The sequence below is a fragment of the Burkholderia sp. AU44665 genome (assembly GCF_030504405.1).
In the GTDB taxonomy this organism is placed as follows: domain Bacteria; phylum Pseudomonadota; class Gammaproteobacteria; order Burkholderiales; family Burkholderiaceae; genus Burkholderia; species Burkholderia semiarida.
This window is the reverse complement of record NZ_JAUJRI010000003.1, coordinates 216495-236646: the sequence shown is the minus strand read 5'-3', so window position 1 is coordinate 236646 and position 20152 is coordinate 216495. Positions and strand designations below refer to the sequence as shown.

18 protein-coding genes are annotated in these 20152 nt (G+C 67.1%); 8 read left to right on the top strand and 10 right to left on the bottom strand.

Going from position 1 to position 20152, the window contains the following annotated elements:
* Positions 1–94 precede the first annotated feature (94 nt).
* Complete coding sequence (locus QZM15_RS09575) at positions 95–2728, top strand: MMPL family transporter (protein ID WP_060011162.1); 2634 nt, start codon at positions 95–97, stop codon at positions 2726–2728.
* Positions 2721–3725, top strand: coding sequence for a VacJ family lipoprotein (locus tag QZM15_RS09570; RefSeq protein ID WP_099318092.1), 1005 nt, complete (start codon positions 2721–2723; stop codon positions 3723–3725). Before QZM15_RS09575 ends, QZM15_RS09570 begins: the two co-directional genes overlap by 8 nt.
* A 114-nt stretch (positions 3726–3839) precedes the next feature.
* Here QZM15_RS09570 and QZM15_RS09565 read toward each other — a convergent pair whose 3' ends face one another.
* The 5 genes from QZM15_RS09565 to QZM15_RS09545 form a co-directional block, all read right to left on the bottom strand.
* On the bottom strand, positions 3840–4496 hold the full coding sequence (locus tag QZM15_RS09565; protein WP_059581508.1) for a phosphorylase: 657 nt from the start codon (positions 4494–4496) through the stop codon (positions 3840–3842).
* Positions 4497–4550: 54 nt separating this feature from the next.
* Positions 4551–6524 carry a squalene--hopene cyclase gene (gene shc, locus QZM15_RS09560; protein WP_059581505.1) on the bottom strand — a complete coding sequence of 658 codons (1974 nt, stop codon included), beginning with the start codon at positions 6522–6524 and terminating at the stop codon, positions 4551–4553.
* A gap of 12 nt (positions 6525–6536) precedes the next feature.
* Positions 6537–7790 (bottom strand): hydroxysqualene dehydroxylase HpnE, encoded by a 1254-nt coding sequence (hpnE, locus tag QZM15_RS09555; RefSeq protein WP_302106276.1) that lies wholly within the window; start codon positions 7788–7790, stop codon positions 6537–6539.
* 13 nt (positions 7791–7803) lie between these two features.
* A complete protein-coding gene (gene hpnD, locus QZM15_RS09550) occupies positions 7804–8652 on the bottom strand; it encodes a presqualene diphosphate synthase HpnD (RefSeq protein ID WP_059581498.1) in 849 nt (282 codons plus the stop codon).
* Positions 8653–8910: 258 nt separating this feature from the next.
* A complete protein-coding gene (locus QZM15_RS09545; protein WP_059581495.1) occupies positions 8911–9243 on the bottom strand; it encodes a hypothetical protein in 333 nt (110 codons plus the stop codon).
* A gap of 205 nt (positions 9244–9448) precedes the next feature.
* Between QZM15_RS09545 and QZM15_RS09540 the strand changes: the two genes are divergently transcribed.
* The gene (locus QZM15_RS09540) at positions 9449–10333 is read left to right on the top strand and encodes an alpha/beta fold hydrolase (protein WP_059581492.1); all 885 of its coding nucleotides are present in this window, start codon (positions 9449–9451) and stop codon (positions 10331–10333) included.
* 15 nt (positions 10334–10348) lie between these two features.
* Here the strand turns inward: QZM15_RS09540 and QZM15_RS09535 are convergent, their stop codons facing one another.
* From QZM15_RS09535 to QZM15_RS09525, 3 genes are read right to left on the bottom strand one after another with little or no spacing between them, the layout of a single operon-like run.
* Positions 10349–11290 carry a GGDEF domain-containing protein gene (locus QZM15_RS09535; RefSeq protein WP_059581488.1) on the bottom strand — a complete coding sequence of 314 codons (942 nt, stop codon included), beginning with the start codon at positions 11288–11290 and terminating at the stop codon, positions 10349–10351.
* Positions 11287–11913 carry a chemotaxis protein CheC gene (locus QZM15_RS09530; protein ID WP_059581485.1) on the bottom strand — a complete coding sequence of 209 codons (627 nt, stop codon included), beginning with the start codon at positions 11911–11913 and terminating at the stop codon, positions 11287–11289. Before QZM15_RS09530 ends, QZM15_RS09535 begins: the two co-directional genes overlap by 4 nt.
* Positions 11906–12274, bottom strand: a complete 369-nt coding sequence (locus QZM15_RS09525) for a response regulator (protein WP_011548759.1) — start codon at positions 12272–12274, stop codon at positions 11906–11908. Before QZM15_RS09525 ends, QZM15_RS09530 begins: the two co-directional genes overlap by 8 nt.
* A 473-nt stretch (positions 12275–12747) precedes the next feature.
* On the opposite strand from QZM15_RS09525, the gene QZM15_RS09520 reads away from it, so the two are divergent.
* The gene (locus tag QZM15_RS09520; RefSeq protein ID WP_302106275.1) at positions 12748–14997 is read left to right on the top strand and encodes a hybrid sensor histidine kinase/response regulator; all 2250 of its coding nucleotides are present in this window, start codon (positions 12748–12750) and stop codon (positions 14995–14997) included.
* Positions 14998–15065: 68 nt separating this feature from the next.
* On the opposite strand, the gene QZM15_RS09515 is transcribed toward QZM15_RS09520, so the two are convergent.
* Entirely contained in the window at positions 15066–15620 is a 555-nt protein-coding gene (locus QZM15_RS09515) for an NADPH-dependent FMN reductase (protein ID WP_059581481.1), read from the bottom strand.
* A 370-nt stretch (positions 15621–15990) separates the two neighbouring features.
* Between QZM15_RS09515 and QZM15_RS09510 the strand changes: the two genes are divergently transcribed.
* Together QZM15_RS09510 and QZM15_RS09505 are read left to right on the top strand one after the other, a co-directional pair.
* Entirely contained in the window at positions 15991–16590 is a 600-nt protein-coding gene (locus tag QZM15_RS09510; RefSeq protein ID WP_302106274.1) for an RNA polymerase factor sigma-70, read from the top strand.
* Entirely contained in the window at positions 16568–16783 is a 216-nt protein-coding gene (locus tag QZM15_RS09505; RefSeq protein ID WP_124860089.1) for a zf-HC2 domain-containing protein, read from the top strand. The genes QZM15_RS09510 and QZM15_RS09505 overlap by 23 nt, the downstream gene beginning before the upstream one ends.
* A 148-nt stretch (positions 16784–16931) precedes the next feature.
* Here the strand turns inward: QZM15_RS09505 and arsC are convergent, their stop codons facing one another.
* Positions 16932–17288 (bottom strand): arsenate reductase (glutaredoxin), encoded by a 357-nt coding sequence (gene arsC / locus QZM15_RS09500; RefSeq protein WP_302106365.1) that lies wholly within the window; start codon positions 17286–17288, stop codon positions 16932–16934.
* Between the two features lie 1115 nt (positions 17289–18403).
* Here arsC and parA point away from each other — a divergent pair.
* Together parA and QZM15_RS09490 are read left to right on the top strand one after the other, a co-directional pair.
* Positions 18404–19066 (top strand): ParA family partition ATPase, encoded by a 663-nt coding sequence (gene parA / locus QZM15_RS09495; protein ID WP_059581476.1) that lies wholly within the window; start codon positions 18404–18406, stop codon positions 19064–19066.
* Positions 19067–19089: 23 nt separating this feature from the next.
* Positions 19090–20151 carry a ParB/RepB/Spo0J family partition protein gene (locus QZM15_RS09490; RefSeq protein ID WP_226224078.1) on the top strand — a complete coding sequence of 354 codons (1062 nt, stop codon included), beginning with the start codon at positions 19090–19092 and terminating at the stop codon, positions 20149–20151.
* Position 20152: the final 1 nt, after the last annotated feature.

Below are 20152 nucleotides of genomic sequence, written 5' to 3'. Positions count from 1 at the left end.
TTCCCGCCCCGAATCTCCCCACCGTCACGACCGTCGCCGCGCCGCGCCGGTATACTTGGCTACTTTGCCCTAGCCAGCCGCTCCCCACCGCCACATGGTGACATCTCTCATCGTCCGACTCGTTGCGTGGTCGGTGCGCCGCCCCGTCTGGGTCGTCGTCCTGTCGCTCGTCATCGCCGCCTTCAGCGGCGTCTACGTCGCGCAGCATTTCAAGATCAACACCGACATCAGCAAGCTCGTCGATGCGGAACCGCAATGGGCCGCGCTCAGCCAGGCCGTCGACAAGGCGTTCCCGCAACGCAACGGCACGATCCTCGCGGTCGTCGAGGCGCCCGCGCCGGAATTCGCGACTGCCGCCGCGCATGCGCTGGCCGAAGCGCTGCAGAAGGATGCCGCCGCCGGCCGCATCGGCCCGGTCGCGGAACCGGGCGGCGGGCCGTTCTTCGAGCACAACGGGCTGCTGTTCCTGTCGCCGCAGGAAGTCTCCGATACGACCGCCCAGCTCGCGAGCGCGCGCCCGCTCGTCAACGAACTCGCGAAGAACCCGAGCCTCACGGGGCTCGCCACCACGCTGTCCACCACGCTCGGCCAGCCGCTCCTGACCGGCCAGGTGAAGCTGCCCGCGATGGCGAAGCTGCTCGCGCGCAGCGCCGCGACGGTCGACGACGTGCTGGCCGGCAAGCCGGCCGCGTTCTCGTGGCGCGCGCTGGTCGACAACGATGCCGCGCGGCAGCCCGCGCGCGCGTTCGTCACCGTGCAGCCGGTGGTCAACTACGGCGCGCTGAAGGCCGGCGCGGCAACGAGCCAGGTGATCCGCGACGCGGCCCGGTCGCTCGATCTCGACAAGCGCTATGGCGCGGCCGTGCGCCTGACCGGCGAACAGCCGCTCGCCGACGACGAATTCGCGTCGGTCGAAGACGGCGCCGCGCTCAACGGCGTGCTCACGCTGCTCGCCGTACTCGTGATCCTGTGGCTCGCGCTGCGCTCGAAGCGGATGATCGGCTCGGTGCTCGTCACGCTGTTCGTCGGCCTCGTCGTGACGGCCGCGCTCGGCCTCGCGATGGTTGGCTCGCTGAACATGATCTCGGTCGCGTTCATGGTGCTGTTCGTCGGCCTCGGCGTCGATTTCTCGATCCAGTACGGCGTGAAGTACCGCGAGGAACGCTTTCGCGATCAACGCATCGATCACGCGCTGATCGGCGCCGCGCACTCGATGGGCATGCCGCTCGCGCTGGCCACCACAGCGGTCGCGGCGAGCTTCTTCTCGTTCATTCCCACTGCCTATCGCGGCGTGTCCGAGCTCGGCCTGATCGCGGGCGTCGGGATGTTCGTCGCGCTGCTGACCACGCTCACGCTGCTGCCCGCGCTGCTGCGCCTGTTCGCGCCGCCGGGCGAATCGAAGACGCCGGGCTTCCCGTGGCTCGCGCCGGTCGACGATTATCTCGATCGCCATCGCAAGCCGATCCTGATCGGCACGCTGGCGGTCGTGATCGGCGCGCTGCCGCTGCTCGCGTTCCTGCATTTCGACTTCAACCCGCTGCACCTGAAGGATCCGAACAGCGAATCGATGGCGACGCTGCTCGCGCTGAAGGATTCGCCGGAAGCCGCCGTCAACGACGTCACGCTGCTCGCGCCGTCGCTTGCCGAAGCCGACGCGGCCGCGAAGCGCCTCGACGCGCTGCCCGAAGTGGGCCGCACGACCACGCTGTCGACCTTCATCCCCGCCGACCAGCCGGCCAAGCGCGCGGCAATCGCCGCGGCCGCGAGCGAGCTGCTGCCCGCACTGACGCAGCCGGCCGCGCCGCCCGCGACCGACGCGCAGCGCGTGGCCGCGCTCAAGCGCGTGTCGGACCTGTTGAGCTATGCGGCCGAAGATCATCCGGGCCCGGGCGCGGCCGCCGCGCAGCACCTGTCCGCGTCGCTCGCGAAGCTCGCCGCCGCCGACAGCGCGACGCGCGACCGTGCCGAACGCGCGTTCTCCGATACGCTGCGCATCGCGCTGAACCAGCTCGCCGCGCTGCTGCAGCCGCAGGACATCACGCGCGAATCGCTGCCGCCGCAGGTCGTGCGCGACTGGGTCGCGCCGGACGGCCATGCGCTCGTGCAGATCTCGCCGAAGGTGCCGAAGGGCGTCGACCCGAACGACGACACGATGCTGCGCCGTTTCGCGAAGGCCGTGAAGGCCGCGGAGCCTGGCGCGACCGGCGGGCCGATCTCGATCCTGCATTCGGCCGACACGATTATCAACGCGTTCCTGCATGCGGCGCTGTGGTCGATCATCTCGATCACGATCCTGCTGTGGGTCACGCTGCGCCGCTTCGGCGACGTGCTGCGCACGCTGGTGCCGCTGCTCGTGTCGGGCATCGTGACGCTCGAGATGTGCGTCGTGCTCGGCATGTCGCTGAACTTCGCGAACATCATCGCGCTGCCGCTGATGCTCGGCGTCGGCGTCGCGTTCAAGGTGTATTTCGTGATGGCGTGGCGCGCGGGGCAGACGGGGCTGCTGCATTCGAGCCTCACGCACGCCGTGCTGTTCAGCGCCGCGACGACGGCGACCGCCTTCGGCAGCCTGTGGCTGTCGCACCATCCGGGCACGTCGAGCATGGGCAAGCTGCTCGCGCTGGCCCTGACCTGCACGCTGATCGGTGCCGTGGTGTTCCAGCCCGTCCTGATGGGCAAACCGCGCGTCAAGCGCGCCAAGAACCAATCGCAAGGAATCAATGAATAAGGTGCGAATCATTGCGGCGACCGTCGCCGCCAGCGCGATGCTGACCGGCTGCGCGACGGGACCGAACCGCAATCCCAACGACCCGCTCGAGCCGATGAACCGGGCGATGTACAAGTTCAACGACACGGTCGACACGAACATCGCCCAGCCGATCGCGAAGGGTTACCAGAAAGTCACGCCGACGCCGGTGCGCACCGCGATCAGCAACTTCTTCTCGAACCTCGGCGATCTCGGCAACATGGCGAACAACCTGCTGCAGTTGCGCATCACCGATGCGACGCAGGATCTGATGCGCGTGGCGATGAACTCGCTGTTCGGCGTCGCCGGCCTGATCGACATCGCGACGCCGGCCGGGCTGCCGAAGCATCACCAGGATTTCGGGCTGACGATGGCGCGCTGGGGCATGCCGTCCGGCCCGTACCTCGTGCTGCCGGTGTTCGGGCCGAGCACGATCCGCGACGGCGTCGGCCGTGCGGTGGACGTGCGCTTCAACCTGCTGAACTACATCGAGCCGGCCGCGCGCAATCCGATGTACATCGCGCAGTTCATCAGCGCGCGCTCGGACCTGCTCGGCGCGACCGACCTGCTGAAGCAGGCCGCGCTCGATCCGTATTCGTTCGTGCGCGACGCGTACCTGCAGCAGCGCAAGTCGCTCACGTATCGCGGCCAGTCGACATCGGCCGCGGCGCCGAACTACAACGAGCCGGGCGAAGCGGGCGCCGTGCCGGCCGCGACGCCGGCCGTGCCGGGGCTGCCGAACTACGAGGATCCGGGCGATGCGGGCGGCACATCGGGCGCCACGCCGAACAACGCGCCGGCGGCACCTGGATTGCCGCAGTACGACGATCCCGGCGCGGACAGTGCGATGCCGGCGAGTACGCCTGCTGCGGCACCGGCGGCAGCATCGTCGGGCGCCACCACGGCGCCGGCCGCCAACGGCGCGCCGATCGCGCCGGCGATGCCGACGCTGCCCGCGAGCGGTCCGGCCGCGCAGTAACGCCGCAACGGCGGACGCGCACAAACGAAGAGCGCTGCATGATGCAGCGCTCTTTTTTTGTCCACGCGAAACGGCAAACCGGAAAGCGGGGGAAAGGGCCGCGGCGAACGCCGCTCAGACGATCCGCATCGCGCCTGCCCGCTCGAACGCGTGGCGCGCCTGGATCAGCGTCGTGCGCGCCGCACGCGCGTCGCTGGCGACCTGCAGCAAGGGGCCGAGCTGCGACGGCTGCTTCAGCAGTTCGCGCAGGATCGGCAGGATCGCCGTGCTGCCGTCGTCGCGCAGGCCGGCCGTCGCCGCACGCGGCAGCGTGCGCCACGCCGGATCGACGATCGCGCGGCACACCGCGAACGGCACGCCGCGCGCGGCCGCGAACGCGGCGGCGATGTGCGACTCCATGTCGACGGCCAGTGCACCCTTCGCATGATGCAGCGACGCCTTGTCCTGTTCGCTGACGACCGGCGCACCGACGGCCGCGATCGTGCCGCGCGTGACGCGCGCCCACACCGGCGTGTCGTGCAGCGCGGCGACGAGCCGCGTGCTCCAGCCCGCATCGGTCTCCACGCGGCCGAACGGCCCGTCGATCGCGTTCGCGATCACGAGCGCGCCGGGCGTCAGGTCGGGCGCGAGCCCGCCCGCCGTGCCGAAGCTCACGATGCCCGCGCAACCGCGCGCGGTCGCTTCGGTCAGCGCGCGCTCGAGCCGGTCGGCCCGCGCGGCGAACACGGCCTCGACGCCTTCACCGCGCGCGATGCGCGCCTCGAACGCCATCCCGGTAACCGCGATGACGGGCAACGTGCCATTGTGCTGCGTCGTCGGCACGCGTTACATCCCGACCGTCACGCGCGTCGCATTGGCGCGCTTCAGGTTGCGGTAGCGCGCGAGCGCCCACAGCGGGAAGAACTTGCGATAGCCGTGGTAGCGCAGGTAGAACACGCGCGGGAAGCCCGTCGCCGTGAAGCGCGTCTCGTCCCACAGGCCCTCTTCGTTCTGCTGGGCAACCAGGTAGTCGACGCCGCGCGCAACGGCCGGGTTGTTCACTTCGCCGGCCGCCATCAGGCCGAGCAGCGCCCAGGCCGTCTGCGACGCCGTGCTCGGCGCCTGCTCGTAGCCGCGGTAGTTCAGCTTGTAGCTGTCGCCGTCCTCGCCCCAGCCGCCGTCCTTGTTCTGGATCGACAGCAGCCACTGCGCCCCGCGCTTCATGCGCGGATCGTCCGGCGTCAGGCCGGCCGCGTTCAGCGAGCACAGTGCGGTCCACGTGCCGTACACGTAGTTCATCCCCCAGCGGCCGTACCAGCTACCGTCCGGCTCCTGCTCCTTGAGCATGTAGTCGAGCGCACGGCGCGCCGGCTCGCTGTTCAGCGGCGTCTCGCCGAGCTGCGCCAGCATCGACAGGCAGCGGCCCGACACGTCGGCCGTCGGCGGATCGAGCAGCGCGCCGTGATCGGAAAACGGGATGTTGTTCAGGTAGTACTGCGTGTTTTCCGGTTCGAACGCGCCCCAGCCGCCGTCGCTGCTTTGCATGCCGACGACCCATTCGCGCGCACGCGCCATCGATTCGCGATACGTGTCCGACTGCGTGAGCTTCTGCGCGCGATCCATCGCCATCACGACCACGGCCGTATCGTCGACGTCCGGGTAGTGCGCGTTCGCGTACTGGAACGCCCAGCCGCCGGGCCGCACGTTCGGGCGGCGCGAGATCCAGTCGCCGCGCACGTCGAGGATCTGCAGCGGACGCAGCCATTCGAGGCCGCGCAGCACGGCTGCCTGCGCACGCGCGTCGCCGGTCTCGAGCAACGCATGCGCGACGAGCGACGTGTCCCATACGGGCGACAGGCACGGCTGGCAATACGCTTCGTCGTCGTGCACGACGAGCAGCTTCTCGACCGACTTGCGCGCGAGCGCGCGGTTCGGATGATCTTCCGCGTAACCGAGCACGTCGTACATCATCACCGCGTTGGCCATCGCCGGATAGATCGCGCCGAGGCCGTCCTCGCCGTTCAGGCGCTCGTCGACGAACGACACGGCCTGACGGATCGCGCGTTCGCGCGTATAGCTCGGGAACAGGCCGTCGACCGCGCGCAACGCATGGTCGACCACGCGGAAGAACGCGAACCAGCCCGGGCTCTGGTGGCCCTGGCGCGGCAGCAGCCCGGCGTTGACGGGCGGGTCGATGAACAGCTCGTCGATGCGCACGCCGCGCGGGTTCTTCGCGAGCGGACGCTTCGCGTTCAGCACGAGCAGCGGCACGATCACGGTGCGCGCCCAGTACGACACCTTCGACAGGTGGAACGGGAACCACTGCGGCAGCAGCATGATCTCGACCGGCATCATCGGCACCGCGCGCCACGGGATCGCACCGTACAGCGCGAGCTGGATGCGCGTGAACACGTTCGACATCTCGGCGCCGCCCATCGCATGGATCGCGCGGCGCGCGCGCTGCATGTGCTCGGCATTCTCGTCGTCGCCGATCACCTTCAGCGCGAAATACGCCTTCACGCTCGCGCTGATGTTCGGCGCGCCGTCGGTGAACAGCGGCCAGCCGCCGTCGGCCTGCTGGATGCGGCGCAGATACTTGCCGATCTTCTGTTCGAGCTCGAGGTTCGGCGTCTCGCCCAGATAGTGGACGAGCAGCACGTATTCGGCGGGAATCGTCGAATCCGCTTCGAGTTCGTAGACCCAGTGTCCGTCCGGTTGCTGCGCCGCGAGCAGCGCGTCGGTCGCACGCGCGACAGCCGCGTCGACGCCGGCCGGCACGGCGCCGGCGGACAGGGTAGCCATTTCGGTGAGATCGTTCATCGGTCCCTCTGTTTATTGCGTCTGGAGCACGTCCGCGGCCAGCTGGCCGGAACGGATCGCGCCCTCGATCGTGGCGGGCAAGCCGGTGGCAATCCAGTCGCCCGCGAGTACAAGATTGGTCCAGCGCGTACGCACGGCCGGACGTTTCATTTCCTGCGACGGCACCGCCGCAAAGCCCGCGCGCGGCTCGACGACGAGCTGCCACGCGGGAATGGCTTGCGGGTTCGCGCCGGTCACGCGCGCGACGTCTTCCCAGATGCGCCGCGCGAGCGTGTCGCGCGGCAAGTCGAGCCAGCGCCCCGCATCGCGGATCGTCGCCACGAGCTGGCCGTCGCCGGTACGCACCGCGTCGACGACGCCGTTGACGACGGTCGTCTGCAACGGATTGCCGGCCGACGATTCGACCGCGAAATACGCGGTCACGACCGCGCTGAACGTGTCGGGCGCGGTGAGTTCGGGCACGAGCGGCCGCGCGACCTCGGGCGGCACGGCCAGCACGACCGCGTCGCCCGGCGCGAGATCGATGCGCTCGCCGCCGACCGACACCGCGTCGACCGCATTGCCGTGCGCGCCGAATTCGAACGCATCGAGCCGCGAATTCAGGCGGATCTGCGCGCCGCCGTACTGCAGCATCCGCAGCGCCGGTTCGACGAACGCGCTGCCGAGCCCGCGGCGCGCGACGAGCGGACGGCAGCCGGGGCCGCCCGCGGCGAACGTGCCGCACAGCGCGGCGCGCGCGAGCTCGGCGCTCGCGTGGCGCGGCTCGATATTCAGCACCCCGAGGAAAAACGGTCGCAGCCAGCGATCCCACAGCACGCCGTCGCATCGCATCGTCTGCGCAAGCGAGCGGCCCGTGCGGGCGAACGCGAGCGGAGCCAGCGCGAGGTAGTCGAACGGCGTCGTGCCCGGCGCGCGCGACGCGGCATCGAACAGCCACGACGGCCAACGGCCGTTGCCGAAGCGTAGCGTCCAGCGCTGCTGCGACGCGATGTCCATGACCGGGAATTCCGCCAGCGCGGGCCCCGCGAGCTGATCGGCCGCGCCGATCGCGCGCAGGTAGCGCTGCGTCGCCGGCTGCCCCGCGAAAACCGTGTGCAGCCCGCTGTCGAGCGTCGTGCTCAGCGTCCCGTCGAACCACGAGCGGCAGCGGCCGCCCGCGTGCGCATGCGCGTCGTGCAGCACGATGCGCCGCCCGCGACGTTGCAGCTCGACCGCGGCCGACAGGCCCGCGAGTCCTGCGCCGATCACGTGGACGGTTCTGGGCATCGCGTCGGTCGACTCAGAACAGCGCGTAGCGCGCGGCGATCATCAGCATGCGCGCCTTCGGCTTGCGCAGCGGTGCGCGCGGCGCGGCAAAGCCGCGTGCGATCGCGGCGTCGAGAATGCAGCGATACGCGCCCGACATGATGCGCGGCGCCTTCACCTGCGCACGCGGGCAGGTGTCCATCACCGCGTCGGCCTGGCGGAAGTGCTCGAGCGCGCGCTCGACGAGCGTTGCACACACGCGCGGCAACGCCGGATCGCGCACGATCGTCGCCGGATCGGTGATCGCGATGCCTTCGCGCGCGAGCAGCTCGCGCGGCAGGTAGCAGCGGTTGATCGCCGCGTCGTCGTCGATGTCGCGCAGGATGTTCGTCAGTTGCAGCGCACGGCCGAGGTGGTGCGACAGCGTGATCCCTTCGGCTTCCGGCATCCCGAAAATCCTCACCGACAGCCGACCGGCCGCGCTCGCCACTCGATCGCAGAAGAGGTCGAGCGTCGGTTCGTCGGGCGCGCAGATGTCTTCCACCGCGTCCATCGCCATCCCGTCGATCATCGCGTGGAAATCGGCGCGCTGCAGGTTGAACGCGCGGATCTCGCGATCGAGCGCGGCCAGGTGGCGCGGCGGGCGGCCGGCGAAGCATGCGTCGATGTCCGCGCGCCAGCGATCGAGGCCCGCGTTGCGCTCGGCGCGCGGCAGGTCGCTGTCGGCGATATCGTCGACCGCGCGGCAAAACGCGTAGACCTGGAACATCGCATCGCGCTGCGCGGCCGGCAGGATGCGCATCGCCAGATAGAAAGAACTGCCCGATGTGACGGCAGCGGCGTCGGTTTCTTGTTCGTCCACGACGGAATGGGAAACGGCCAAGACGAGCTCCACGGAGACACCCACGCGGGGCGATTGAAGAAGCCATGCCCGGCTGGGATGGTCAGGGCGTCGAATGCGAGCGAGATATGCGAACGATCGACGCAGACAGGCACAAATTACCGGCCGGAAGCCGGAATTGGCCGAAAGTATAGCAATCTTTGAAGGTCGATGGCGGACACGCGCCAGGTCTGGCGGGGTGTCGAGCGCCGCCGCGAGGGCGGTGCGGCCGGCCTTCGCGAAGGGATGCCGCGCGGCGCGTCAGCCGTAGACGATGTCGCGCTGCAGGTCGAGCGCGATGAGCCCCATTTCACGCGTGAGCTGCAGCATCGAGCGGCGCTCGAGGCGCGAGCCCATGAAGCTCGTCACGCGCCCGTCGGGCTCGGCGGTGAACTGGAACACCGCGCCGCCCGTGCCGAACCACGCGCCGGGCACGTCGGGCGATTCCTGCCAGTCGATCTGCTCGAACACGCGTGCGATGCCCGCGCGCACGAGTTCACCTGGGCCGATCGGCGGCGCGATGTCGCCCAGGTCGTCGAGCGAATAGGGGCCGGGTTTGTCCGGCTTCCGATAGAAGAGATAGTCGACGTTCATGGGGTGCAATCGCAGGCAAACCGACAAATTAGCGCGCTTCGGCGCAAATTCAAATCAGATCAGGACGAAATGTGGCCTGTACGAGACAAATGGCCTGTATCGCGACGGCCGGTGCGAACCGGCGCTGGCTCGGGCCCGGCGTTCATGCCGGGCGGCGCGCGGCTTCGTCTAAGATGAACACCTTTCTCGAAAAAACACGGACACCATGGAGACGAACGACACCGCCACCCCGCAGTCCGATCATCCCGTTTTCGTGCTCGTGCACGGCGCATGGCATGGCGCGTGGTGCTATGCCCACGTGGCGGCCGCGCTCGCCGCGCGCGGCTACCTGTCGATCGCGCGCGACCTGCCCGCGCACGGCATCCATGCACGCTTTCCCGCGTCGTATCTCGCGCGGCCGCTCGACAAGGACGCGTTCGGCGCCGAGCCGTCGCCGGTCGCGAACACGACGCTCGACGACTACGCGACGCAGGTGATGCAGGCCGTCGACGACGCGTACGCGCTCGGCCGCGGCAAGGTCGTGCTGGTCGGGCACAGCATGGGCGGCCTCGCGATCACGGCGGCCGCAGAACGCGCGCCGGAGAAGATCGCGAAGATCGTCTATCTCGCGGCCTTCATGCCCGCGTCGGGCGTACCGGGACTCGACTACGTGCGCGCGCCGGAAAACAACGGGGAGCTGCTCGGCCCGCTGATGCTCGCGAGCCCGCGCGTGGCCGGCGCGCTGCGCATCGATCCGCACAGCGGCGATGCCGCGTATCGCGAATTGATGAAGCGCGCGCTGTACGAAGACGTGCCGCAGGCCGACTTCGATGCGGTCGCGAACCTGATGAGCTGCGACGTGCCGGCCGCGCCGTTCGCGACCGCGATCCCGACGACTGCCGCGCGCTGGGGCGCGATCGACCGCCACTACGTCAAGTGCCTGGCCGATCGCGTGATCCTGCCCGCGCTGCAGCAGCGCTTCATCGACGAAGCCGACGCGTTCGCGCCCGGCAACCCGACCCACGTGCACCAGCTCGACAGCAGCCACTCGCCGTTCGTGTCGCAGCCGGCCGTGCTGGCCGGCGTGCTCGCCGACATCGCGAAAAGCTGAGCGCGGCGGGCGCGGTCAGTCGGCGTACGCGACCGATCGATCGCGCCCGAGCCGCTTCGCGCGATAGAGCGCGGCGTCGGCCTCGTTCACGAGCACGTCGCAGGTCGACGCGCCGGCTTTCGCGCACGCGCCGCCGACGCTCGCCGTGACCGGCACGCTGACGCCCTCGGCGTCGACCGGCACGCTGCCGATCGCCTCGCGCACCTTGTCGGCCACCCGCATCGCCTCGTCGAGATTCGTGCACGGCAGCAGCAGCGCGAATTCCTCGCCGCCGAAGCGGCCGAACGTATCCTGCGCGCGCACGATCGACGCGACGCGGCGCGCCGTCTCGCGCAGCACGGCGTCGCCCACCGCATGCCCGAAGCGGTCGTTGATCGTCTTGAAGTGATCGAGGTCGAACAGCAGCACCGACAGGTCGCCGCCGTAGCGCTGCCAGCGCGCGAATTCGTCACCGAGCCGCACCTCGAAAAAGCGCCGGTTCGCGATGCCGGTCAGCCCGTCGAGATTCGCGTGTTCGCGCAGCTTCGCGACCGCTTCCTCGCGCTCCCGTTGCATCACGCTCACATGCGTGACGTCCGAGATCGTCACGCATACGGCCTCGACGTCACGGCCGCGCGTGAGCGGCATGAACGTGCAGTCCTGCTGCATGTAGTCGACGCCGCCCGTGATCGGCCGGTCGTGCTCGAAGCGGAACAGGTAGGGCCGCTGCTCCCACGAGCTGAACGCGAAGCTGCCGAGCTGGAACACGCTCTCGAGCTTGCGCGACAGCCATGCGCGCGGCAGATCCGGAAAGCGGTCGAACAGGTTGCGGCCGATCACGTCGGCGGCGGGAATGCCGCTGTGGTCCTGCATGAAGCGATTCCACATCAGGACGGTCATCGAACGGTCGAGCACGAACAGGCCGAAGCCGACCCGCTCGATCACGAGGTCGCTCAGCGAAGGGGCGGCGGCCGTCATAGCGCGGACAGCAACGCGTCGAGCGCGTCGCCCATCAGCCGGATCGAATCCTCGGCCATCAGCATCACGAAATGCGCGCGGAACGTGTGGTCCTCGAGCCCGAAGTTCACCTCCAGCAGCAGCGCGACGCTCCACCCCAGTTCGTTCGGCTGGAAGACGTCGTCGAACGACACGTTCGCGCCGAGCAGCCCCGGCGGAAAGAACACGGGCTTGCGGCCGAGTTCGTCCAGGATCGACGCGACGCAGGCGCCCATCAGCACGTTCGCGACGTCGAACACGAGCTCGTCCGGCGTCGCCATCCCGCCGTACACGCCGTCGCCGAACGTGCGGTCGACGACCGACATGAGCCGCGCGACACCCGCCGTGCGGCACAGCACGATCGCCTCGCCCTTGATGTCGGAACGGAAGCCCTGGCGCACGGCGGTCACGTTGTCGTGAATGCCTGTCATCTCGCGCAGCGCGTCGCTCGCGTCGGCCGCTTTCACGACGCGCACGCGCGGCACCGACAGCTCGATGAAATGTCCGAGCAGCAACGCCAGCCGCGCGGCGGCGCGGCCCATTGCAAGGTTGGCGATCTCCTGCAACGCGTCGCGTTGCTCCGCCGTGAACACCGATTCAGGCATACAACCCATACTCCTTGAGAATGGGCAGCAATGCCTCCGACGTCACGGGCTTGGCAACGAATGCGATCGCGCCCAATTCACGCACGCGTGCTTGCGCCTGCGGCTGGATATCGGCGGATACCACGATCACGAACGTGTTCAGATCTTCGTGGCGCAGTGTTTCCAGGACCTGATATCCGCTCATGTCGGGCATCGTCAGGTCCAGAAACATCACGGAAGCTTTGCCGTCACGATAGAGCGCCAAGGCCTCGCGACCATTCGCTGCATACGCGACGTCAACGTCCCAATCCCCCGGCAGCGCCTTTGTCAGCAGTTTGCGAGCGAGCAGCGAATCGTCGGCAATTACAATCGGCAAAGGCATGGGGCGATGCGGTATACGGAATGGTCTCTCTCGCGTTAACGACCGCGCGGCGCACTTCTTTAGGTGCCATGCGTTTCGGGCGCGGGCAACCGCCTTGCGGCCGCGCACGGTGCGCCGCGACGCAGGTGCGCGCGACGCACCGCGCGGCAATCGCCGGCGGGCGCATGTATCTGTCATAGGGAAAGCAAGGCGCGATTCTCGGAGTAAACCGGAGGCGATGCAACTCGCCATATTCACCATTTCGAACAGAATCGATCCGATCGCGCGCCATTCCGAAAACAGGCGCGACCATTTTCGAGATAAGCACGCAAAATTTTTCCTTGTGTACGTTTGCGCTGCCGGATTCGTCGCGTTTTCAATCTGACGGTTTACCTCTGTCACATACGACAGGATTGCGCCCGTACGGCGCCGCGCGGCGGGCCGCCGCAACTCGTTTATGATGGCAGACACCTCCGCTTCACCCGCTTTCCTCGATGACGTCCGAACGGCCTGCCGACTCCCGCGCTCCCGCCCCCGCTCCCGCCGATGACTGGCAGGACGACGGCAGCTACGCGTCCGGCGCGCCCGAGCACGATTTCGCGGTACGCCGCGTGACGCTGATCGTGCTGCTCGTCGCGGCGATCGTGCTGCCGTGCATCTACGTGGCGGTGATGGCGTACAACGACCTGAAGGCGCGCGAGGCCGCGGCGAGCGACGTGACGATGCGCACCGTGCGCGTCGCCGAGGAGCATGCGCTCAAGGTGTTCGACCTGAGCGAAACGCTCGATGCGCGCATCGTCGATCTCGTGCAGGACATGGACGACGCAGCCGTGCGCAGCAGGGAATCGGACATCCACGAAGCGCTGAACACGATCGGCGGCGGCTATCCGCAGGTGGCCGCCGTGTCGATCTTCGGCGCGAGCGGAATGCTGCTCGCCAACAGCCTGTACTATCCGGCGCCGTACGCGTCGATCGCGAACCGCGACGACTTCGCCGGCATCCGCGACGGCAAGGTCATCGAACACATCTCGCGGCTGATGATGGGGCCGCTCAAGCTCGAGAACATTCCCGTATTCAACACGGGCGTCGCGCGACGCCATAGCGACGGCTCGTTCGCCGGCATGGTGTCGATCGCACTGAAGTCGTCGTATTTCAACGCGTTCTACCGCGACCTGCTCGGCGGCGCGAGCACGCCGATGACGATGGCGCTCGCGCGCTCGGACGGCGCGGTGATCGCGTCGTATCCGCCGCCGCCGTCGCTCGCGCACACCGATCGCTCGGTCACGTTCGGCAATGCGCACAACGATCCGCGCGCGGGCGTCGTGCGCGTGCGCCACGACGGCGCGAGCAGCGAGATTGTCGCGTATCGCCAGGTCGGCAGCTACCCGGTCTTCGTGACCTGCGCATACCGCACGTCGGCGATCTGGCATGAATGGTACGAACACCTGAGCGTGCTGTTCATCTCGATGTTCGCGCCGTCGGTCGCGCTGTGGTCCGTGATCTGGCTGTCGCTCAAGCGTCTGAAGGCGGAAGAGGAGGCGTGGGACCGCTGGCAGGCCGAAGCGTCGATGCGGCGCTCGATCGAATCGGCGTACCGGCAGTCGCGCAAGATGCAGGCGCTCGGCAATCTCGTCGGCAGCGTCGCGCACGACTTCAACAACCTGCTGATGATCATCTCCAGCAACGTGCAGATCGCGCGGCGGCGCGGCGTCCAGCATCTCGACAAGGAGCTCGGCGCGATCGAACGCGCGCTGAAGAACGGGCAGTCGCTCACGCGCCAGCTGCTCGGCGTCGCGCGCAAGCAGCCGCTGCACAACGAGACGATCGACATCGGGCAATGGCTCGGCACGTGCCGCGAACTGCTGAAGACATCGCTCGGGTCGAAGTCGTCGCTGGTCGTCGCGATCGACCCGGGCGTCTGGCCGATTCGCGTCGATGTCGCGGAGCTCGAGCTCGCGGTGATCAACCTCGCGGTCAACGCGCGCGATGCGATGACGACCGGCGGACGCTTCACGGTCGGTGCGCGCAATGTCACGCTGCGCCGCGAGGACGGCTTCCCGCTGACGGGCGAGTTCGTGCAGATCTCGCTGGACGACACGGGTTCGGGCATGGCGCCCGACGTGCTCGCCCGCGCATTCGAACCGCTGTTCACGACGAAGGCGCAGGGGATGGGGACGGGGCTCGGCCTGCCGCAGGTATTCGCGTTCTGCGAACGCTCGGGCGGCCTCGCGACGATCGACAGCGCGGTCGGCGCCGGTACGTCGGTACGTCTGTACCTGCCGCGCGCGCGCGCCGAGGACGTCGTCGCACGGCCGGCGGCCGGCGCGCACGATGCGGGGAACGGCACGCTCGCCGGCCTGCACGTGCTGCTCGTCGAGGACAACGGCGAAGTCGCGGCCGGCACCGAAGCGCTGCTGTCGCTGCTCGGTCATCGCGTGACCTATGCGCCCACCGCCGACGACGCGTTGCGCCTGATCGAGGGCGCCGCGGCGAACGACGCGTTCGACCTCGTGATTTCGGACATCCACATGCCGGGCCGCATGAACGGCATCGACCTTGCCGAAGCGGTCGAGAAGCGGCCGGGGAAGCTGCCCGTGATTCTCGTCACGGGCTATGCGGAGGAGCTCGACCGCACGCGCACCGTCAACGTCCGCGTGCTGTCGAAGCCGTTCGATATCGCGCTGCTCGACGAGATCCTGCTGGGCATCCGCGAAGCGCGCGACGCACGACACGCCGGCGCGTGACCGGCCACGTGCGGGCCGGCGCCGGCGCGACTGCGTGAACGGGCGCGGCGGCGATCAGGCCAACGACATCATGCCGATTTCAGCAGGCGCACCCAGCCCGCGTAGCGATCGACGAAGCCCTGCAGGAACTTGCGCGTGTCCTCGCTGACGATCTGCCCCTGGTCGTCGATGCGCGCCGGATCGTGCTTGATGAACATTTCAGGCTGACCGAGCGTCTTCACGTCGAGGTACGCGAGCACGTTGCGCAGGTGCTGCTGCGCGAGTGCGGTGCCCGTCGCGCCCGGCGACGTGCCGAGCACCGCGCCCGGCTTGCCCGACCACGAATTGGAACCCCACGGGCGCGAGCCCCAGTCGAGCGCATTCTTCAGCACGCCCGGAATCGACCGGTTGTACTCGGGCGTGACGAACAGCAACGCGTCGGCGGCTTCGATCGACTGCTTGAAGCGCTTCGCGACTTCCGGGAAATTCGCGTCGTAGTCCTGGCTGTACAGCGGCAGCTCGCCGATCTCGACGAACTCGAACGAAAAATCGGCGGGGGCGAGCGAGATCACGGCGTGCGCGAGCGCACGGTTCGTCGAAGCGCTGCGCAGGCTGCCGACGACGACCGCAATTCGATAGGACATGGCATTCTCCTTCCGGTAAGTGAGGAATCGGAGCGATTGCTTCCGAATGGGCGACAAAGGTCTGTTTATAGGCAAGCCAGCCCGCGAGCCGTCCGACGGGGCCGTCCGGCCGACTTTCCACAAGGTTTTCCACAGAAATTGTGGATAACTCGACCGTTATGTTCCGACGTTACAGTTTTCCCGCCGCGCGGCGTCTTCGACATGCGAGCCGAGAGGTTCGGCAAGCATAGCGCAGCGCGGCGGCCGGCTTCATGAAATCGCGACCGAACATGGCGTTGCAGGCCGGCACCGCAACCAGTAAGCTGCTCGCACAGCGATGCGCCCGTTCCGTGACGCATGCGCGATCGCTTCGAAACACGACAACCCACACATGCCGTCCGCATACGACGACCCCACCTATCTCGCACAACTGCGCCACGATCTGCTGCGCTTCGCACGACTCCAGCTTCGCGATGCCGACGCGGCCGAAGACGCCGTGCAGGAGGCGCTGGCCGCCGCGTGGTCGCATGCCGGCGAGTTCGCGGGGCTATCGGCCCACAAGACGTGGGTGTTCGCCATCCTGCGCAACAAGCTGATCGACGTGCTGCGCGCGCGGCAGCGGATGGTGAGCCTGACCGAGCTCGATGCGGAGCTCGACGGCGAATCCGTGCTCGATCGCGAACTGTTCAAGGACAACGGGCACTGGGCCGCGCATGCGAAACCGCGACCGTGGCCGAAACCCGAGACGCTGTTGCAGCAACAGCAGTTCTGGATGCTGTTCCAGGTGTGCCTCGACCATCTGCCGGAGCAGATCGGACGCGTGTTCATGATGCGCGAATTTCTCGACGTCGAGATTCCGGACATCTGCAGCGAATTGACGCTGACGACGAATCATTGCAGCGTGCTGCTGTACCGGGCACGCACGCGCCTGCGAACCTGCCTGAGCGAAAAAGGACTGACGACCGAAGATGCTGCCGGGGAAATGTACTGACGTGACACGACTGCTGTCGGATGCGCTCGACCGGCCTCTGACACTGCACGAGCGCCTGCAGGTGCGTGTGCATCTGCCGACCTGCAGCGGATGCCGCGCCTATCGCGGGCAGATCGCGCTGTTGCGGACGGCCGCGAAAGCGGCCGCGGGGCGGGAGCCGGATGATGATGACGGGCCGGCCGGCGGCGGCTAGGGCGTGTTCACGCCCGAGGCGCCGCGATGTCGGCGTATCGTTCCGGTGACGGCTAGCAGGCGGCCTGGAGGTTGCGTCGGCCTGGATGCCGTTGCGCGTGCCGGGCTGGGCCGCATTGATGCAATAAGAAAAATACGCCGGACAAGAATTATTCGAACAACGCCTTCACGGACTCGGGCGGTCGACCGATAGCCGCCTTGCCGCGATACACGACGATGGGGCGCTGCAGCAGGATCGGATGAGCGACGATCGCCGCGTAGGCTTCGGCGTCGGTCAGATCCGTGCGGGCCAGATTCAGCGCCTTGTACGGCTCCTCGCCGTCGCGCAGCATGTCGCGGACCGGCCGGCCGAGCTGCTGATGCAGCGTTTCCAGTTCCTCGACGGTCGGCGGCGTCTTCAGATACTCGACGACGGTCAACGGCGTGCCGGCGGTATTCAGCGACTCGACCAACGCAAGCGTCTCGCGGGACTTCGAGCATCGGGGGTTGTGGTAGATCGTGATCATCATTCAAGCCTGGGTGGGGGAGCCCTGTATTGTAGCCACTCTGCATTGAGGGGCTTGCTGGCGTGGTTCAGCCGAGACCGGGTGGCGTTCCTTTCGACAAGTGGCTGAGACGGTTCGGTTTAGCGACGCGCTGTAATGGAAGAGCGTGTCTCCGGTGTTCGAAAACGCTTCAAAGAGCCGTTGTTTATGCGCATAAAGCTAGAACATCTGGTGCGCAGGATTCGCGGACTGCAATTTGCCCAGCCATGTGTCGCACAGGTTATCTCCGATGGTGGGAGCGTGATGGCCCGGCGCGTCGAGTGGTTTATGCGCATAAAGCCAGCGATTTTTGGCCGAGGCGACGCGCGACTCCGGGCGTGGACGTATGCGACACAAGGTGGCAGAGGGCGATCGCTGTATCGATAAGCCACCCAGCGCGACATCATCGGCGGCCTGCCTGGGGCAGGTTTATGCGCATAATGCCGGCGATTGTCGGGCGACGCACGGCTTGACTCGGGCCTTGGGCGATGCCGACACGAGACGGCACCGGGCGATCGCTGCAAACGACAGACCGTCCCGACGCGACATCATGGGTTGCCTGATTCGGTGAGGTGTCGGCTGCGGCCCTTCATCGCGGATCATCGTTGCGTCTGGTTTATGCGCATAAACGCTGCGGGGCGGACAGAATGTCACCCTGAATGCCCGTTCACGGACGCAACTCACGGACGCGCATTCGCCTCGGAGCGCGCAGATCGCTCGCTCGCAGATGCCCGACACGCACGCTCCCCACAGAGTTCATCGCTTCGCCCACTGCGGAGTTTATGCGCACAAACTCCCCGACTCGCCGACAGTCCTATCCACCCCGGAAAAGGGCAGCGCAACGAGATATCCCCGTGACGAACAGGTGCCCGGCGATGTAGCGCGTGAAGACCACTCCCACCCACGCAGCCCATCGCCGCTCTACCTCAGCGTCGCCATCTCCAACACACCGCCCCAACGAGCTACCCATCGTCGCCACTTCGTTTATGCGCATAAACCGATCGTCCGAATGGCCAATGCGTCGTTGTCGACCGACAATTTCATTGAAATTCAAATATCGTCCTGTAGAATTCCAACGACCAAAACAGGAGTGAAAATTGGCCGCGGAAATCATTGCAGTCACTCAACAAAAAGGTGGCGTCGGCAAAAGCACGATTGCCATGCATCTCGGCGCCGCGTTCCATGAAAAAGGGAAGCGCGTCCTCGTCATCGATGCTGACCGTCAAAACACGCTGGTTCACTGGTCGAGCGCATCCGGCGACAGCGAAAACGGCATCCCGTTTCCGGTCGTCAATCTTGCCGAAGCCGACGGCCAGATCCATCGCGAGATCAAGAAGTTCATCAACGATTACGACATCATCGTCGTGGACTGCCCGCCGTCGATCACCGAGAAAGTCTCGGGTGTCGTCCTGCTGGCCGCATCGATTGCCGTGATCCCGACATCGTCGTCGCCGGCCGATTACTGGTCGAGCGTCGGGCTGGTCAAACTGATTCAGCAAGCGCAGGTGATGAACGAAGACCTCCGCGCGGTCTTCCTGCTGAACAAGACCGAAGAGAAACGCATGCTGACCCGCGAGCTCAAGCGTGCACTCGAGGAACTCGGCTTTCCGTTGCTGAAGACGCAGATCCCGACTCGGGAAGCGTACAAGCAGGCGATGGCGCTCGGTCAGACCGTGCTGCAAATGAACGATCGTGGCGGCAAGCTGGCCGCCTCCGAAATTCGCGCATGTGCCGACGAAATCGTCGCCATGCTGCCCTGACTTTATGCGCACAAAGGAGTCACATGAAACCCTCCCAATTTGCCAAAGGATTCCAAGCGCGCCCGGATATCACGACGAGCGAGAAGCGCACGGCGCTCGATCGGCTCAATGCGATCGACGGCATCGTCAAGTCCGAGACGCCGCCCCCGGCGTCGACCAAATCCGCGAAGAAGGACATCGCACCGCCGCCTGCTCCGGAATTCACGATCGACCCGTCGATCGACGAATCGCAGCAATATCGCGCGTGGCGTCTCGAGAATCGCTATGCCCCCGGGCAGGTGATCGAGTTGCCGCTGAAGGCGATCAAACATAGCCCGTTCAACCCGCGGCACTTCTATCTGAAATCGTCGATTGCCGAACTCGCGGTGAACCTTGCGAAGCAAGGGCAGCAGCAAGCGATCCACGTGATTCCGGATTACGACAACCCGGGCACGTATTTCGTCAGCGATGGTGGCCGCCGCGTGCGGGCGCTGAAGGAAGCGAACAAGGAGTCGGTCAAGGCGATCGTGATCGACGTGCCGATCGGCATCCAGAGCTACAAGCTCGGCTATGATCTCAACGTTCAGCGCGATTCGCAGACGGTGTTCGACAATGCCGTCGTGTGGCGCCGCTTCCTCGACGACAAGCATTTCCAGAGCCAGAAAGAACTCGCCGAGCATCTCGGCCTCGACGAGTCGACGGTGGCTGTCGCGCTGTCGATCGGCAAATTGCCGGAAGCGATCATGCAGGAAATGGTCGCGCGCCCCGATCGCTTCGGATCGAACATGGCGTATCAGGTCGGCCGCTATCACAACGCGCGCGGCACCGAGGCGACGCTGCGGCTGATCAACAAGATCGTGTCGGACGACCTCAGCACGCGCCAGGTGTCGGACATCGTCAAGGGCCGCGTCGCGGCACAGGAGACGCCGAAGGTCGCGGGCCGTCAGCGCTACGCGCAGCGTCTCGAGATCAAGCTCGGCGGCAAGTCTGTCGGCGATCTGAAATCGTATGGCGAAGACCGCATCGAACTGCGCCTGCGCGGCCTCCCGAAGGACAAGCGCGACGCAATCCTCGAGCAACTCGAGCGGATGCTGTTGTCGGAGTAAT

Coding starts and splice junctions, on each gene's coding strand:
- QZM15_RS09575 (WP_060011162.1), top strand. CDS start 95: ATGGTGACATCTCTCATCGTCCGACTCGTTGCGTGGTCGGTGCGCCGC.
- QZM15_RS09570 (WP_099318092.1), top strand. CDS start 2,721: ATGAATAAGGTGCGAATCATTGCGGCGACCGTCGCCGCCAGCGCGATG.
- QZM15_RS09565 (WP_059581508.1), bottom strand. CDS start 4,496: ATGGCGTTCGAGGCGCGCATCGCGCGCGGTGAAGGCGTCGAGGCCGTG.
- shc (WP_059581505.1), bottom strand. CDS start 6,524: ATGAACGATCTCACCGAAATGGCTACCCTGTCCGCCGGCGCCGTGCCG.
- hpnE (WP_302106276.1), bottom strand. CDS start 7,790: ATGCCCAGAACCGTCCACGTGATCGGCGCAGGACTCGCGGGCCTGTCG.
- QZM15_RS09545 (WP_059581495.1), bottom strand. CDS start 9,243: ATGAACGTCGACTATCTCTTCTATCGGAAGCCGGACAAACCCGGCCCC.
- QZM15_RS09540 (WP_059581492.1), top strand. CDS start 9,449: ATGGAGACGAACGACACCGCCACCCCGCAGTCCGATCATCCCGTTTTC.
- QZM15_RS09535 (WP_059581488.1), bottom strand. CDS start 11,290: ATGACGGCCGCCGCCCCTTCGCTGAGCGACCTCGTGATCGAGCGGGTC.
- QZM15_RS09530 (WP_059581485.1), bottom strand. CDS start 11,913: ATGCCTGAATCGGTGTTCACGGCGGAGCAACGCGACGCGTTGCAGGAG.
- QZM15_RS09525 (WP_011548759.1), bottom strand. CDS start 12,274: ATGCCTTTGCCGATTGTAATTGCCGACGATTCGCTGCTCGCTCGCAAA.
- QZM15_RS09520 (WP_302106275.1), top strand. CDS start 12,748: ATGACGTCCGAACGGCCTGCCGACTCCCGCGCTCCCGCCCCCGCTCCC.
- QZM15_RS09515 (WP_059581481.1), bottom strand. CDS start 15,620: ATGTCCTATCGAATTGCGGTCGTCGTCGGCAGCCTGCGCAGCGCTTCG.
- QZM15_RS09510 (WP_302106274.1), top strand. CDS start 15,991: ATGCCGTCCGCATACGACGACCCCACCTATCTCGCACAACTGCGCCAC.
- QZM15_RS09505 (WP_124860089.1), top strand. CDS start 16,568: ATGCTGCCGGGGAAATGTACTGACGTGACACGACTGCTGTCGGATGCG.
- arsC (WP_302106365.1), bottom strand. CDS start 17,288: ATGATCACGATCTACCACAACCCCCGATGCTCGAAGTCCCGCGAGACG.
- QZM15_RS09490 (WP_226224078.1), top strand. CDS start 19,090: ATGAAACCCTCCCAATTTGCCAAAGGATTCCAAGCGCGCCCGGATATC.